The sequence below is a fragment of the SAR86 cluster bacterium genome (genome assembly GCA_029268615.1).
Lineage (GTDB): Bacteria > Pseudomonadota > Gammaproteobacteria > Magnimaribacterales > Magnimaribacteraceae > JAQWNM01.
The window spans coordinates 18,697-35,260 of record JAQWNM010000010.1; the positions used below are offsets into that span (position 1 = coordinate 18,697).

Below are 16,564 nucleotides of genomic sequence, written 5' to 3' on the forward strand. Positions count from 1 at the left end.
ATTTACTCCTCTAGTTTTACTAGTTCATTCTTAAATCTCTTGTAATTCTCAACATAATGATGAGCTGACATTAAAAGACCTTTTTTTTGATTATGATCCAAAGAAGACCTGACTTTTCCAGGGGACCCCATGACCACAGACCCATCTGGAACTTCCATTCCTTCTGTAACTAATGAATTTGCTCCTATTAAACAACCTTTTCCGATTTTTGCACCATTAAGAACAACTGCATTTATACCTATTAGTGTGCCGTCTCCGATTGAACATCCATGTAACATAACTTGGTGACCAATTGTTACATCTCTACCTAAAGTAGTGGGATATCCAAGATCAGTATGAATTACTGCACCATCCTGAACATTACTTCCTTCTCCAATAATAATTGGTTCAGTATCACCTCTCAAAATGGCTCCAAACCAAATACTTGCATCTTTTTTTAAAGTTACATCACCTATAACTGTAGCATTATGAGCTATATAAAAATTTTCATCTTCTGATTTAAATTTCTGAGATCCTAAATTGAAAATCACTTACCCTCCTTAGATTTTATTTCTTGTGATAAATCTATATTTGCATCTAACGTTACATTTAAAAAATTTACTGTGATCATAGCTGTCAGCCCCCAAATAATATAGGAATCATATTTGTATGCCGGAATATAATAAACTTTTCCATCTCTCTTTATAGGATCATTTCTTAGTCTATTATCTTCTAAAAAGAAAGAAATGGGGACTCTAAAAATACTATCAATTTCATCAGAATTATCATTTAAAAGGATGTCTTCTGAAACAGAACCAACATAAGGCGTGACACTTATATTAAATCTCGACACAAGTGTATCTAATCTACCAAATATAGTTACTCTATGAGGCTCTAGCCCGATTTCTTCATATGATTCTCTAATAGCTGTTTCTTTTAAATCCTTATCAGAGTCTTCTTTCATGCCTCCAGGAAATGCAACTTCTCCACCATGAGAAGAAACTTTTTTGGATCTTAAAGTAAAAATTAATTGAGGATCACTTGATTCTGTTAGAGCTAAAAGGACAGAAGCTTGAGGTAAACCTTCATCTGGTAGAGCACTTTTAAAAGATAAAATTTTATTTTTTATTGTAGTTAACATGATTTAGTGAATGATAACCTAATAATAGTTTATACTTTTGCGTTTCTTAACCGAACAGGATAATTAATAGTATGAATTTCTGCAATGAATGTGGACATAAAGTAGTTAGAAAGGTACCTAAAGGAGATAATAGACCAAGATATAGCTGCGAAAATTGTGACACAATCTTCTATCAAAATCCAAAAATAATATCTGGTACTGTCACCATTCAAGACAATCAAATACTTCTATGTAAAAGGGCAATTGAACCAAGATATGGTCTTTGGACTATCCCAGCAGGATTTCTAGAAAATAAAGAAACAATAGAAGAAGGTTGTCTTAGGGAGACATTAGAAGAAACTAATGCCGAAGTAAAAATTCAATCCCTATATGCAATCTTTAATATTCCTCAAATCAGTCAAATCTATATGTTGTACTTAGCTCATCTAGGACAGCAACAATATGGATCTACAACAGAAAGTTTAGAAGTAAAACTTTTCAAAGAGCAAGATATTCCATGGGATCAACTAGCATTTCCTTTTGTACCTAAAATATTGAAATATATCTTCACCGATATTAAAAATAATGAATTTCCATTAAGAATAGAAACAATCGAGAGAAAAAAATAAATTCACCCAATAAAATCTCTAGCGTTTTGAAAAAACTTAATCCACGGTCCGTAAATACCCCAATCCTTAGGAGCCCAAGAGTGCTGTATAGAAAGAAAAGCTCTCTCAGGATGCGGCATCATAATAGTTGAATTACCTAATTTATTAGTTAAGGCAGCAATTCCTAGAACTGCTCCATTAGGATTATCTGGGTAAGATTCTGTAGCAGAATAATCACTAGAACAATAGGTCATTGGCACTGATTTGGTATTGAGAGCTTCTTCAGCTGAGTTCATACTAAAATCTGGCCTCCCTTCTCCATGAGCAACTGGAACTGGGATTACAGATCCATTCATGTCTTGAAAAAATAAAGATTTGGAGTCTTGAATAGCAACTTGAATTAACCTTGATTCAAATTTTTCCGACTTATTTCTAGTAAATTTAGGCCAATTCTCGGCACCGGGTATTAAAGAAGATAAATTAGCCATCATTTGACATCCATTACATACACCTAAAGAAAAGGCATGATCTCTATTAAAAAATTCTTCAAAATCCTCTTTTAAGTCTGGGTTTTTTAAAATGGTCATTGCCCATCCTCTCCCCGCTCCAAGGACATCACCATAAGAAAAACCACCGCACGCCACAAGACCTTGAAAATCTTGTAACTTATTCCTTCCTTCTATTAAATCTGTCATATGGAGGTCTATGCACCGAAATCCAACTTCTGTAAATGCGGCTGCCATTTCTTGATGTCCATTAACTCCTTGTTCTCTTAAAATAGCTATAGCAGGCCTAACCTTTCTATTATTCAACTTATCTGGGACCTTAAATGAAATGCTAGGTGATAAACCTATTCGTTTTTGATCAGTATCAAATTTAAATTCTGATTCAGCTGTACTTGGATTATCTCTTATGCTTTGCATCCAAAAACTTACTTTGCTCCATTCCTGCAAAAGGGTACTCAATTCCCATTCAGCAATATGCAAAGATTTATAAGTAATTCTTAAAGTTAGTTTATTAACTACAGCCCCAATATTATGTATATACGATCCCATATTTAATAATGAAAATCTTTTCTTTATATCTTCTTCATCGGATTCTAAAACTTGCATTACAAAACCTAATTCTTCATTGAAGAGGACAGAGTGCAGATCATCTTTATTAGAACAAATATTTGATAAATCTAAATCCATGCCAAGCCTCCCAGCAAAAGACATTTCTGCAAGACAAGTAACTAAACCTCCATCTGACCTGTCATGTAAAGCAAATATCTTCTTTTCTTTTAACAAGGCTCCAATCAGTGAGACAATCTCGGGCATCTCTGTTATTACTTCTACATCCGGCACTATACCTAAAACCTTATTCTTTACTTGTCCTGCAATACTTCCTCCCATTCTTTGCTTACCCTTGCCTAGGTCAATAAACAACAATCTTGTATTTTCCGAGCTATTTTCTAACTGAGGAGTAACACTAAAACTAACATCTTTGATCTTAGAAAAAGCTGAGATGACTAAAGACAAAGGAGATACTACTGATTTTTCTTTTCCTTCCTCAGTCCACTTAGTATTCATAGATAATGAATCTTTACCTACAGGGACTGTTATTCCCCATTTAGGGCAGAGATTCATACCTATAGCTTCTACGGCATCATAAAGATCTTTTTTTCCGTCTTTGGTATCTAATGCTCCCATCCAATTAGCAGAAAAATTAATGTCTGAAATACTCTGAACCCCGGAAGATAGTATATTTGTAACGGCTTCACCAGCAGACATTCGGGCAGAAGCTGCTGCATCGCTTAAAGCAAATGGAGATTTTTCTCCAATTGACATTGCCTCTCCACATAAAGAATCATAACCAGATAATGTTAACGCATTGTCTGCGACTGGAACCTGCCAAGGACCTACCAATTGGTCTCTTGCAACCAATCCAGTAATAGTTCTATCTCCTATAGTGATGAGATAATTTTTTGAAGCAACTGACGGGTGACGCAATACATCAAATAACAGATCCGATAAGTTTTCATTTTTAAGATCAAAAGGTCGGTTCTTTTTTTCTAAATTTTTATACTCTAGTTTAGTTTTAGGGGTATTTCCGAATAAGGTTCTTAGCGAAATATCAATCGGATAATTATCATAAGCTTTATCATAAACTTGTATTCTTTTATCTTGCACAATTTCACCGACAACAGAAACAGGACATCTTTCTCTAGAACATATTTCTAAAAACTCATTTACAGAACTTTTATCAAGAGCTATTACATAACGCTCTTGTGATTCATTACACCATATTTCCATAGGTGACATTCCAGGTTCTGAATTAGGAATATCTCTAAGATTTATTTTTCCTCCATGCTTACTATCTTTAATGAGTTCAGGAAGAGCGTTAGATAGACCACCGGCTCCTACATCATGAATAAAAAGAATTGGATTTTTAGATTTTCTTTGCCAACAATTATCTAAGACTTCTTGACATCTTCGCTCCATCTCAGCATTGTCTCTTTGTACTGAAGCAAAATCTAAATCACCTTCACTCAATCCAGAGCTTAAAGAAGAAGCTGACCCTCCTCCAAGACCTATTAACATAGCAGGACCACCTAATACAATTAACTGAGACCCTATGGGTACCTCATTTTTATAAATATCATCCTGTCTTATATTACCTAGGCCTCCTGCGAGCATAATAGGTTTATGGTAACCAAATTTTATTGATTCAATAAGATCTGTCTCCAAACACCTAAAGTATCCTAAAATATTTGGCCTACCAAACTCATTGTTAAAGTCTGCAGCACCTATAGGCGCTTCTAGCATTATCTGCAAGGGATTTGCAATTCTATTTGGTGACATCTCGGGACCTTCCCATAGTTCTACATGACCTGGAATTCTCAAATTAGAAACGCTGAAGCCTGTTAATCCTGCTTTAGGTTTTGCTCCCTTACCCGTTGCCCCTTCATCTCTTATCTCTCCCCCAGAACCCGTGGCAGCTCCTGGGAAAGGAGCTATAGCAGTCGGATGATTATGAGTCTCTACTTTAACAACTATATTTATGTACTCCTCATGATTAGAATATTCTTTGGTAAACGGATCAGGATAAAATCTTTTTGCCTTATGGCCTTCTAAAACAGCTGCATTATCTTCATAAGCTGAAAGTACGCCCTCCTTTTGAACTTGATAGGTATTTTTGATCATATCAAAAAGAGATGCATTTCTTGGGAGCCCATTTTCATACCATTCTGCATTGAATATTTTATGCCTACAATGTTCAGAGTTAGCCTGAGCAAACATCATCAATTCAGCATCTGTAGGATCCTTACCTTCTTCTTTAAAAGAATTAAATAAATACTCAATTTCTTCTGAATTCAATGCGAGTCCTAAATGTAAATTAGCTTTTTCTAATGAATTTATATCCTCCTCGTGGACTGATATCATTGTTGAAGGCTTAGGTGGAAAATTCAAAAAAAGACTTTTAATATCATCTAAATTGAAAAAAACTTCTTCTGTCATCTTGTCTTTGACAGTTTGAGATAAAATGTCCAAATCTTTTAATTTTAATTCTTCTTTAGTAAACAAAGAATAAACTATCCCTCTCTCTACTCTATTAATATCCTTGTAATTAGCATTATGGAGAATGTCTGTTGCTTTTGAAGACCAAGAAGAGATGGTGCCTTTCCTAGGAAAGATATAAAAGTCATTCCCTAAACCATTAAAAGGTTTAATTTTTTTAATGCCTAAAACATAAAATAAATCTTGCTCTAAATTATCGGAGTTTATTTCCTTAGTAAATTCTAAAAAAAAGACTTCCCTACACAATATCTTGAAAATATCAGGATTAATAGCATGAAAGTTATTTAAAATACTCTTCAGTCGAAAATCTGTAAATGGAGATTCTCCGTAAATGGCTAAAGTTTTAGAATTTAGTTTGATATATGAACTCATGTATAGAGAGTATCCATGTATTTTATACCAAAAAATATTTTAATAAATAGCTATATATAGTATTTCCAAAAAAAAAAATAACTACATGTAGTGTTTTTGTTAATAATTTGCTATAAATTGACATTATAAAATTATTTGAAACATGAAAAAAGGCAGATTAGTTTATTTTTCAATATTTCTTTCCGTTTCACTGTTAGGTTTTGACAACCTAGCTAGGTCATTTCCTCCAGAAAATATTCATACTCTAGATGAGGAAATAAGCCTAATATGGAATTCAAATAACTTAATGGGAAAGGAAATTTTCTTAGAAAGAACAGAAAAAAGACTACCTCAATATAAAGTATTATTTAAAGAGGCTGGACAAAACTTAAATATAAACTGGAAATTACTTGCTGCAATAAGTTATCAAGAATCACATTGGAACCCAAATGCTGTTTCAAAATCAGGAGTTAAGGGTTTAATGATGCTAACTGAAGAAACTTCTAAAGAAGTTGGCGTCAATCAGAGAACGGATCCAAGGCAAAGTATAGTAGGTGGAGCGATTTACTTAAAGAAAATATATGAGCGCCTTCCTAACTCAATTACTGGCTCTGACAGAACTTGGCTTTCTTTAGCTGCTTATAACATTGGTTATAGTCATGTATTAGACGCAATTAAAGTCACAGAGCTTTTAGGTCATGATCATAATTCATGGGAAGACATTAGAAATACTCTTTTATTGCTATCTAGAGAGGAATATTATAATTTCACAAAGTTTGGATATATTCCCGGTGAAGAAGTAAGAAATTATGTACAAAATGTGAGAGTTTTTTATGAAACCTTAGTAGTTAAAGAATCCATCTAAATATTACATTTTAAAAAGTATTTCTTTTAATTCAGATACTCTGTCACGCATACCAGCAGCTGATTCAAAATCTAAATCTTTAGCTTTTTTATGCATCTTAAGCTCTAAACTCCTTATCTCTTTTTTCAGCTTATTAGAATTATTTAATTTCTCTATTGGGGTGAAGTTAAGTTTGTCTATTCTTTCATGCTGCATTTTAGATATTTTTCCTTTTCCTTTACTAGATCTTGCACCTTCTAATATATCAGGAACTTCTTTCTTGATTCCTTTCGGAGTTACATTATTCTTTTTATTGAAATTCTGTTGAATAGATCTCCTCCTATCAGTCTCATTAATAGCTCTTTCCATAGAGCCAGTAATTTTGTCTGCATAAAGTATGGCCTTACCTTTAATATGTCTTGCAGCTCTTCCTATAGTTTGTATTAATGATCCTTCAGATCTCAGAAAACCTTCTTTATCTGCATCTAAAATAGCAACTAACGAAACCTCAGGTATATCTAATCCTTCCCTTAATAGATTTATTCCTACAAGGACATCGAATTCTCCTAAACGAAGATCTCTAATTATTTCCACCCTTTCCACAGTGTCTATGTCAGAATGAAGATAACGAACTTTCACATTATTTTCTTCTAAATAATCTGTAAGATCTTCGGCCATCCTTTTTGTTAGAACCGTTACCAAAACTCTTTCTTTTAAATTTGTTTTTTTAACTATTTCAGAAAGTAAATCATCTACTTGATAGGTAGCTGGTCTAATTTCAACCTCTGGATCTAATAATCCTGTTGGTCTAACTAATTGTTCTACTGTTTCTTCTGAATATGCCTTTTCATATTTACCTGGCGTGGCAGTTACAAAAACTTTTTGACCCGAGATTAACTCCCATTCTTCAAATCTTAATGGTCGGTTATCTAGTGCTACTGGTAATCTAAATCCATAATCAACCAAAGTTTGTTTTCTAGATCTGTCACCCTTATACATTCCACCCAGTTGCGGCAATGTTACATGCGACTCATCTACAAATACTAAAGCGTTTTGTGGTAAATAGTCATAAAGAGTGGCTGAAGGTTCGCCAGGCTGTCTATCAGTTAGAAAACGAGAATAATTCTCTATTCCAGAACAGAATCCTAATTCTTTTAACATTTCTATATCATATAAAGTCCTTTGTTCTAACCTTTGTGCCTCCACTAACTTATTTTCTTTCTTAAAATAGGATAATCTAGTTTTAAGCTCTTCTTGTATAAATTCAATAGCCTTTAAAATTCTATCTCTGGAAGTTACATAATGCGACTTAGGAAAGATAGTTATCCTCGGAACTGTTTTAAGTATCTCGCCAGTTAATGGATCAAAAATTTTGATCGACTCTATTATATCTAAATCAAGCTGTATTCTGATTGCATTTTTATCTGAATCTGCAGGATAAACATCTATACTATCTCCTCTTGCCCTATAAACTGCTCTTTTAAAATCGACTTCATTTCTTTCATATTGAAGTTCTGCTAGCCTTCTTAATATTGTTCGCTGATCTACTTTATCTCCTCTATCGAGATGTAGTACCATCTGTAAATAAGATTGAGGGTCGCCAAGTCCATAAATAGCGGAAACTGATGCCACAACTATTACATCTTTTCTTTCTAATACTGATTTAGTTGCAGATAACCTCATTTGTTCGATATGCTCGTTAATTGAAGCATCCTTTTCTATAAAAATATCTGTGGTAGGAACATAAGCTTCTGGTTGATAATAATCATAGTAAGAGACAAAGTACTCAACTGCATTATTTGGAAAAAATGACTTAAATTCTCCATATAACTGTGCAGCTAAAGTTTTATTATGCGCTAAAATAATTGCAGGCCTCTGCAATTCATTAATTATACTTGCCATCGTAAAAGTCTTACCAGATCCTGTAACACCTAGTAATGTCTGATTTAAAAGTCCATTCTTAATTCCCTTAGTTAATTCTTTAATAGCCTTGGGCTGATCTCCATCTGGCTTAAAATCTGAAACTATTTGAAATTCTTTTGTCATCTATTTTATAAATAATTATAAATAATTATTAAAAGCTCCCTTTGTTAAGGCTATAATTATGCTAATCCCCGATAGCTCAGTCGGTAGAGCAATTGACTGTTAATCAATGGGTCGCTGGTTCGAGCCCAGCTCGGGGAGCCATATTCTTATCCATGGTTAATTGTACAATAATATAAAAAATGGCCTCCAAATTATTTAACCCTCAAAGTGAAGAAGTATTTCAATTAAGTCGTTCAAGAGTAGAAAATTTCCTAGAATGTCCGAAATGTTTTTATCTTACTAATAAACTTGGCATCTCTAGACCAAAGACCTTTCCTTTCAATCTTAATAATGCAGTAGACGAATTATTAAAAAATGAGTTTGATATCTACAGAGCTAAAGGCGAACCGCACCCATTAATCATTGAAAATAAAATAGATGCAATCCCATATAGCCATCCAGATATTGATGAATGGAGGGATGCTCTAAGGAGGGGTGTTAAAAGATTACATGAACCTACCAATCTATTATTAAGCGGAGGAATTGATGATGTGTGGATAAATACTAAAACTGATCAATTAATCATTGTTGACTACAAGGCTACATCAAAAAAAGGAGAAGTTAACTTAGATGCTGACTGGCAAATAGGATATAAAAGACAAGCAGAATTTTATCAATGGCTTTTAAGGGGTAATTCCTTTGATGTCTCAAACACTGCTTATTTTGTATATTGTAATGGCATACAAGACAAAGAAACTTTTGATAATAAACTAGATTTTAAAGTCAAAGTAATTCCTTATGTTGGTAATGATTCATGGATTGAACCAACTTTGTTCTCTATTAAATCAACTTTAATAGACGAAAGTCCTCCAAAAAAAACAACTGGTTGTGAATTCTGTAGTTATATAAATAAAAATATGACAGTATAAAAATAAATTGAGTTATGAATAATAAAGCATATTCATCTTCTAGTTGCTTGTGCAATATCTAAAAAATTAAGATCTATAAAAGTAAATTCTTTAGGTTCAATAATTCTTTCCCCTACCTCTTCTCGCCAATCATAATGAAGGCCAATGCCATTTATATCTGGCGGCTCAATAAAGAATATAATTGTATATAGATCTTCTCTATTTCCTGGTAATTTTATATTTCTTGCATAGTGAAAATTATCAGACATATTTAAATGAGGAAGTAAGAAAACTTTACTAGATTCATTTGTTCTTTGATTTAAGATAATTGCAGTTATATCTAAATAGGCTATAAAACCTCCTTCTATAGAACCTCTTGGAGCTTCATCGTTCCAATTAGCTAAAACTTCAAGGTGTATATCTGTAGACGACTCCAACAAAAAGATATTTGGAGGGGTAACATCATCTTTAATCGCACCTTCAAAAACAAAAGTAATACCGGGACTGATATCTGCCTTACCTATAAGCATTTCTGGAAGATTTTTTGAAAAAGAGGTGAAATGTAAACCGATCAATAAAAAAGCTAAAGTAATTTTATGCATAATGGGTTTAATTTCGAACAAATGAGAATGAATATCATTCTATATTTAAAATGCTCTATAAATCAATATAAGTTTAATTAAAATGATCTTCTAACTTGAATTTAAGTAATTCTTTTATCAATAGAATATCGTTAATTACAGGGTAAGTAGATCTAAAAATTAACGCTAATTTTCTATGAGGTCCTGGTTCATCAAGGTGGACCTTTGCTAATAAGGGATTTGAATTAAATAACTGCTCTAGTGCCATTTGTGGAACTAAAGTTGTACCCATTTTACCAGCTACCAATTGAATCAAAGTAGTCAAACTAGATGCACTTATATTTAAAAGACTATCAATTGGAAACTTACATGCATCTAAAGCTTGATCTTTTAAACAATGCCCTTCTTCAAGCAACATCAATTTAGATTCTTCTAACTCACTTGCTGAAATTTCATTTTTTCCAGCCTGAACATCATCTGAAGATGTTATCCAGTAAAAATCTTCCTGCCAAAATTCTAATGCTAATAAACCTTCCGTATCAAAAGGTAAAGCTAAAATAGCTGTATCTATTTCGCCTTGTTTTATCTTGTCTATTAGAACTTTAGACTGACCTTCAACAATTGTTAATTTTAATTTTGGATATTGAGATTTTAGAGAAGGCAAAACGAGGGGCAATAAATATGGTCCTATTGTAGGTATAATACCTATTGATAAAGAGCCAGTTAGTGGCCCTTTTTCTAAAATTCCTAACTTTTCTATATCTTCTATTCCTAACTTAATTGCTTGCGCTTTATCTAAAAATTTTTTACCAATTTTTGTTACCAAAACTTTCTTATTATCTCTTTCAAAAACTTCTATGCCCAATTTTTTTTCCATTTCTGTAATAGAATTACTAAGAGTTGATGGTGAAACAAAACAATCATTTGCCGCTTTTTTAAAGTGCATAGTCCTTGATACTGCTAAAGCATAGTGAATTTGTTTGAGCGAAATCATAATTTACCTCTTCAACCTTATATATATTTTAATCGAACATAAAGTCTATTAATAGTGTATTTAACAATATATAAAATAATTATATAGTTATTTTTTTATATAAATAACTAGGAAGAAATATGGCTCTAATAAATACTAAGATCAAATCTTTTAAGGCAGATGCTTTTAAAGATGGGGAGTTTATAACTATAGATAGTGATGATTTAAATGGTAAATGGTCTGTATTTTTCTTCTATCCTGCAGATTTTACTTTCGTATGCCCTACTGAATTAGAAGATGTAGCTGATTATTATGATGAATTTAAATCTCTTGATGTAGAAATCTATGCCATTTCGACAGATAGTCACTTTTGTCATAAAGCGTGGCATGACTCCTCTGAATCAATTAGTAAAATAAAATATCCCATGATTAGTGACAGCACATTTAAAATTTCCAAAAATTTTGAAGTGTTAAGAGAGAATGAAGGGAGAGCTAATCGGGGAACCTTTATAGTAGATCCTGATGGCATTATTCAAGCTATGGAAATTACTGCTGAAGGAATAGGTAGAGATGCTCAAGACCTGATAAGAAAAGTAAAAGCTGCAAAATTTGTTAGAACCCATTCCGATCAGGTTTGTCCGGCTAAATGGAAACAAGGAGATAAAACACTAACGCCTTCAATTGAGTTAGTTGGCAAAATTTAAGTTCTTAGCTGATTTTTTTCATTGCCTATTAATCTAATGAAACTATAAGTTACCATTTTGCGAACTAAGTAATCTAAATTGAAGATTTCTTGGAGATTATTTATCTTTAAAATAAAAAAGCTATTTTTTCTTCCAAGAAGTTCTGTCTTGAGTGTCATCCAATAATATCCCTTTAGAGTCTAAGTCTAATCTTATTTGATCCGCCTCTTTAAAGTTCTTATTTTCTCTAGCCTCATTTCTTTTATCTATCAAATCTAGGATCTCTTCTTCAGTAATATTAATATTATTTTTTATGTCTTTATAGAAAATTTCTGGATCTAAAGTTAATAATCCTAATGGTTCAGCTAATTTAATAAGCTCGCCAGCAAGAGTTTGAGCTAACTTCATATTTGAAGGTTTATAAATATTTATTTGCCGAGCTATATCAAAAAAAATAGCTATCGCTTCTGGTGTATTAAAATCATCATCCATAGCTAAATGAAATCTACGTGTATATTCACTTCTTTCATTTTCTAAAGGCTCTATATCCCTAATCGAACCATAAAGCCTTTCAAGAGCACTGTTAGCCTCGTCTAACTTAACAGAAGAATAATTTAATGGACTTCGGTAGTGACTAGAAAGAAGAAAGAATCTTATTACCTCTGGTTTATAGGATTCAAGAACTGATCTGATAGTAAAGAAATTACCTAGAGACTTAGACATCTTCTTGTCGTCAATTCTTAACGGGCCAGTGTGCATCCAAAAGTTAGCAAAAGATTTACCGGTAGACGATTCCGACTGCGCTATCTCATTTTCATGATGAGGAAACTTAAGATCTGATCCTCCACCATGAATATCGAAACTATCTCCAAAGCTCTTCATGCTCATAGCAGAACATTCAATATGCCAACCTGGTCTTCCTTCACCCCAGGGTGAATCCCATTTTAAAGAATCATTCTTATCTTTCTTCCATAAAACAAAATCTGAAGGGTTTCTTTTATTTTGATTAATTTCCACCCTAGAACCTACCATCAAATCATCGAGATTTCTTTTAGATAACTTTCCATATTCAGGAAATGAATCGACTGCAAAATAAACATCTCCTCCCTCAAAATAAGCAAATTTCTTAGAAATTAAGTCTGAAATTAAATTTATAATTTCTTCTATATGGTGGGTTGCTCTTGGTTCCGAGTCTGGTTTTATCATGCCTAATGAAATAAAATCCTCCTGCATACTTAAAATAAATTTTTCTGTTAAAGCTTCAGGATTAATATTTTCAAGAATTGCTTTATCAAGGATATTATCATCCACATCCGTTATGTTCCTGACATAATTTACCTTAAAACACTTATATCTTAGATATCTGACTATCATATCGAAAGCTAAAAAAGTCCTAGCATGGCCTAAATGGCAATCATCATAAACAGTCATCCCACAAATATACATATCTATGGAGCCTTTTTTTATAGGAACAAACTCTTCTTTTTGTCCATTTAATGAATTATAAATTTTCATTTTTATAATATTTTCTTAGCCTCCTTAAGCCTCTTGATTACCTCATCTTGTCCTAAAAAACTAACTATCTGATCTAGTTCAGGACCAAACGTAAGACCAGAAAGAGCAATCCTAATTGGCATGTAAAGGTTTTTACCCTTTGTATTCGATTCCACACCTAACTTCTTCATAGCAACTCCCCACTGCCCCCATGATAGGTTTATACATTTTTCTGCTAAATCAAAGAAATTAGATGGAGTAGAACTTAAATAAACCAAAGCCTCTTCTGAATATTTCTTCTGTTCAGAAAAGAATGCATGGGACAGATTAATAGCGTCTTCCGGGAAAATAATATTTTCTTTAATTAGTGATATAAAACTTCTTATCTCTATCTCTTGAGGAATGAGATCTTCTATTATTGGTTTTAACCAACTCAACACCTCAGAAATATCTAATATTTCAACTGCTTGTTTTTGCCAAAATTTAAGCTGGTTTTGATCAAATTTACTAGGAGAAGAAGATATAGAGCCTATATCTAAAAAATCTGCAAGCTCATCTATTGATTTAATATTATTATCATTATTAAGATGCCCCACTCTTACTAAATAATTTAAAATTGCAGACGGTATGTAACCTTTCTCCCTTAACTCAGAGATGGATAAACTCCCATTCCGTTTTGAAAGAGGAGATCCGTCATGACCTAAGAAAAGAGGAAGATGAGCAAACTTTGGATTAGGTAATTCTAATGCATCTAAAAGCGCGAGTTGTCTTGGAGTGTTACTTAGATGATCCTCACCTCTCAATACGCATGTAATACCCATTAAAGAATCATCTACTGCATTAGCAAACATAAAAGAAGGAGTGCCGTCTGTTTTCTTAACTATAAAGTCATCCAAATCAATTGTGTCAAAACTCTGTTTTCCTTTTATAAGGTCATCAAACTGAATTTGAGTTCCTTTAGGGATCCTAAATCTATAAACAGGTAAATTCCCCTTATCTATTTCAGCCCGGACCTCTTCTTGAGAAGCGCCAGACCAGGTTCCAGGATACCTAGGAGGTTCTCCTGCCTGTAATTGATTTCTTCTAATAACCTTTAATTCTTCTTCGGAAGTAAAACATGGATAAATTAGATCTCTATCTAATAATATTTTATAAAAATTTTCATAAATATTAACTCTCTTAGACTGGAAATAAGGAGAATTTTCTCCCTCCACTTTTGGTCCTTCATCCCAAAGAAGCTGCAGCCACTCTAAATCATTAAAAATATTCTCTACAAATTCTTGTTCTGATCTAACTAAATCAGTATCTTCAATTCTTAGAAGAAACTTGCCTTTACCTTTCTTAGATAATAAAAAACTAAATAAAGCTGCTCTTAGATTACCTAGATGCAAAGCTCCAGTTGGACTTGGACAAAATCTAGTTTTTTGAATATTCATTTAAAATCAATAAGTTAATAAAATAGCAGTTTATCTCTAAAGTTATTATTATACTTATACATACAACAAAGGAAGTGAATTGATATGGAAAAAATAATACTAGTCTCTTTAATTACAACCCTCGGCCCAATTGAAATTAAGCTTTTTACTGAGGAAGCTCCTGAAACTACTAAAAACTTTATTGAATATGTTGAAAGTGGATTCTTTGATGAAACTATTTTTCATCGTGTTATACCTGGTTTTGTTATTCAAGGTGGTGGGCATACCTCTGGTATGAATAGAAAAGATACATTAGCTCCAATTCAAAATGAAGCTAATAATGGAATAAAAAATCTACAATATACACTCTCGATGGCACGGACTAATGACCCACATTCTGCAACATCTCAATTTTTTATTAATTTACAAGATAATTCGTCATTAGATCATAGCTCTGAAACTCCTATGGGATGGGGTTATGCAGTCTTTGGTGAAGTGGTAAATGGAAGCGAAACTGTAAAAGCTATAGCCGAAGTTGAAACTAGTAACTTTGAAGGTCACCAAGATGTTCCCGTTGAAGAGATAAAGATAATTACAGCTGTAGTAATCTCTGATGAATAAATAATGTCTCACTGCTTTATTTCTGATTTACATCTTACAAAGGAAAGACCGGAAATAACTGCCGCCTTCTTTACTTTTTTAGAAAGTATTGCGTCTGATGCTAATTATTTATATATCCTAGGAGACCTCTTTGAGATGTGGATAGGAGATGACTCTGAAGATGAACTCTCTAAATCTGTAAAAGATCAACTAAGAAATCTTGCTAAAAATTCTTGTAATATATATTTAATGCATGGTAATCGTGATTTCCTTATTGGTGAAAAATTCTCTAAAGAATGTGATATTCAACTCATCGAAGATCCAATAAATATTAATATAAATAATAAGAATATATTGCTAATGCATGGTGACTCTTTGTGTGTAGAAGACGTTAAATATCAAGAATTTAGAGCTGCTACTCGCATTAATTCTTGGAAAGAAGATTTTCTTAAAAAACCTATTAAAGAAAGAATATTAATTGCAGAAAGTCTAAGGTCTAAAAGCAAAGCAGAAACAAGAGGAAAAACGGAAGATATTATGGATGTTTCAAAAGAAGAAGTAATAAAAGTGATGTCAGAAAATCAAACCTCTTTCTTAATTCATGGCCATACTCATAGACCTAAAATACATAATATTAAATTAGCTACAGGTCCAGCTCATAGAGTTGTTCTTGGAGATTGGGATATTCATGGATGGTATATTTGGATAGATTCAAACTCATGGGAATTAAAAAAATTCTCTATCCTCTAAATCTGAGTTGTAGAACTAACCCTAGAATAATTAAAATCAATGCTAATAACATGCGTGGATCACTTAAATAAAGAAAAGGCTCGACAGGATAAGCGATTGTTTTATCTAGAGCTGCTACTTTGAAATTATGTTTACCTGACATTTTTGGGTTCGATACTACTTCCATAAAAGCTCTTCTACTTTTATATCTCATTAAAGCCATAGAATCCCAATCCTCTGCATTTTCAATACCAACAATATCTACAGCTTGTAATACTGAGTTACCAGCAAATATAGGATGACTAGCTCTCTTCAATAATTCTGGATACATGTGCTCCATATAACGATCCATAAGTTGATTTGCAGTCTCTCCTGGTTGAGCCCCTTGAACATCTTCGGGATTATCAGACATATCTATATTATTTACCATAAGGAACTGTTTCCCAGAATCTTCTCTCATAAATTTTTCTATCTTCTTCAGGGCCACCTTAGACATATCTAGTTCTTCTGATGACGGAATTCCTTTAGCCTTATTATTTTCTTGCATCTTAACTAAATAGGTTTCTATCTCGTCAGAATTTAACTTACCTCCGAAATCCGTATACCAAACAAAGAATATTCCATAGAGTGTAATTAAAACTAACCAGTTTCTGTAATTTTTTGACATATATTCCTCTCTGAAAACAAGTAACAA

The 16,564-nt window shown here is 32.8% G+C and carries 15 protein-coding genes and 1 tRNA gene; 7 read left to right on the forward strand and 9 right to left on the reverse strand.

The window, feature by feature from the left end:
- Positions 1-2: 2 nt before the first annotated feature.
- Positions 3-530, reverse strand: coding sequence for a gamma carbonic anhydrase family protein (locus P8J93_04455; GenBank protein ID MDG2061052.1), 528 nt, complete (start codon positions 528-530; stop codon positions 3-5).
- On the reverse strand, positions 527-1,120 hold the full coding sequence (locus tag P8J93_04460) for a CoA pyrophosphatase (GenBank protein ID MDG2061053.1): 594 nt from the start codon (positions 1,118-1,120) through the stop codon (positions 527-529). Before P8J93_04460 ends, P8J93_04455 begins: the two co-directional genes overlap by 4 nt.
- A gap of 71 nt (positions 1,121-1,191) precedes the next feature.
- Between P8J93_04460 and P8J93_04465 the strand changes: the two genes are divergently transcribed.
- Entirely contained in the window at positions 1,192-1,728 is a 537-nt protein-coding gene (locus P8J93_04465) for an NUDIX hydrolase (protein ID MDG2061054.1), read from the forward strand.
- A gap of 2 nt (positions 1,729-1,730) precedes the next feature.
- On the opposite strand, the gene purL is transcribed toward P8J93_04465, so the two are convergent.
- On the reverse strand, positions 1,731-5,639 hold the full coding sequence (purL, locus tag P8J93_04470; protein ID MDG2061055.1) for a phosphoribosylformylglycinamidine synthase: 3,909 nt from the start codon (positions 5,637-5,639) through the stop codon (positions 1,731-1,733).
- 142 nt (positions 5,640-5,781) lie between these two features.
- On the opposite strand from purL, the gene P8J93_04475 reads away from it, so the two are divergent.
- Positions 5,782-6,483, forward strand: coding sequence for a transglycosylase SLT domain-containing protein (locus tag P8J93_04475; protein ID MDG2061056.1), 702 nt, complete (start codon positions 5,782-5,784; stop codon positions 6,481-6,483).
- Between the two features lie 3 nt (positions 6,484-6,486).
- On the opposite strand, the gene uvrB is transcribed toward P8J93_04475, so the two are convergent.
- On the reverse strand, positions 6,487-8,508 hold the full coding sequence (uvrB, locus tag P8J93_04480) for an excinuclease ABC subunit UvrB (protein ID MDG2061057.1): 2,022 nt from the start codon (positions 8,506-8,508) through the stop codon (positions 6,487-6,489).
- Between the two features lie 65 nt (positions 8,509-8,573).
- Here uvrB and P8J93_04485 point away from each other — a divergent pair.
- Both P8J93_04485 and P8J93_04490 read left to right on the forward strand, forming a co-directional pair.
- Positions 8,574-8,649, forward strand: a tRNA-Asn gene (locus P8J93_04485).
- A 38-nt stretch (positions 8,650-8,687) separates the two neighbouring features.
- Positions 8,688-9,416, forward strand: coding sequence for a PD-(D/E)XK nuclease family protein (locus P8J93_04490; GenBank protein ID MDG2061058.1), 729 nt, complete (start codon positions 8,688-8,690; stop codon positions 9,414-9,416).
- 32 nt (positions 9,417-9,448) lie between these two features.
- Here the strand turns inward: P8J93_04490 and P8J93_04495 are convergent, their stop codons facing one another.
- Complete coding sequence (locus tag P8J93_04495; protein MDG2061059.1) at positions 9,449-9,997, reverse strand: iron transporter; 549 nt, start codon at positions 9,995-9,997, stop codon at positions 9,449-9,451.
- 73 nt (positions 9,998-10,070) lie between these two features.
- Positions 10,071-10,970: a LysR substrate-binding domain-containing protein gene (locus P8J93_04500; protein ID MDG2061060.1), complete on the reverse strand. Its 900-nt coding sequence runs from the start codon at positions 10,968-10,970 to the stop codon at positions 10,071-10,073.
- 119 nt (positions 10,971-11,089) lie between these two features.
- On the opposite strand from P8J93_04500, the gene ahpC reads away from it, so the two are divergent.
- Positions 11,090-11,653, forward strand: a complete 564-nt coding sequence (gene ahpC / locus P8J93_04505; protein MDG2061061.1) for an alkyl hydroperoxide reductase subunit C — start codon at positions 11,090-11,092, stop codon at positions 11,651-11,653.
- A 120-nt stretch (positions 11,654-11,773) separates the two neighbouring features.
- Here the strand turns inward: ahpC and cysS are convergent, their stop codons facing one another.
- Together cysS and gltX are read right to left on the reverse strand one after the other, a co-directional pair.
- Positions 11,774-13,147 carry a cysteine--tRNA ligase gene (cysS, locus tag P8J93_04510; GenBank protein MDG2061062.1) on the reverse strand — a complete coding sequence of 458 codons (1,374 nt, stop codon included), beginning with the start codon at positions 13,145-13,147 and terminating at the stop codon, positions 11,774-11,776.
- A gap of 2 nt (positions 13,148-13,149) precedes the next feature.
- Positions 13,150-14,562: a glutamate--tRNA ligase gene (gltX, locus tag P8J93_04515; GenBank protein MDG2061063.1), complete on the reverse strand. Its 1,413-nt coding sequence runs from the start codon at positions 14,560-14,562 to the stop codon at positions 13,150-13,152.
- An 84-nt stretch (positions 14,563-14,646) separates the two neighbouring features.
- On the opposite strand from gltX, the gene P8J93_04520 reads away from it, so the two are divergent.
- Together P8J93_04520 and P8J93_04525 are read left to right on the forward strand one after the other, a co-directional pair.
- Positions 14,647-15,162 carry a peptidylprolyl isomerase gene (locus P8J93_04520; protein ID MDG2061064.1) on the forward strand — a complete coding sequence of 172 codons (516 nt, stop codon included), beginning with the start codon at positions 14,647-14,649 and terminating at the stop codon, positions 15,160-15,162.
- Positions 15,163-15,165: 3 nt separating this feature from the next.
- On the forward strand, positions 15,166-15,891 hold the full coding sequence (locus P8J93_04525; protein ID MDG2061065.1) for a UDP-2,3-diacylglucosamine diphosphatase: 726 nt from the start codon (positions 15,166-15,168) through the stop codon (positions 15,889-15,891).
- Here the strand turns inward: P8J93_04525 and P8J93_04530 are convergent.
- Positions 15,881-16,537 carry a hypothetical protein gene (locus P8J93_04530; protein MDG2061066.1) on the reverse strand — a complete coding sequence of 219 codons (657 nt, stop codon included), beginning with the start codon at positions 16,535-16,537 and terminating at the stop codon, positions 15,881-15,883. The genes P8J93_04525 and P8J93_04530 overlap by 11 nt on opposite strands.
- Between the last annotated feature and the right edge of the window lie 27 nt (positions 16,538-16,564).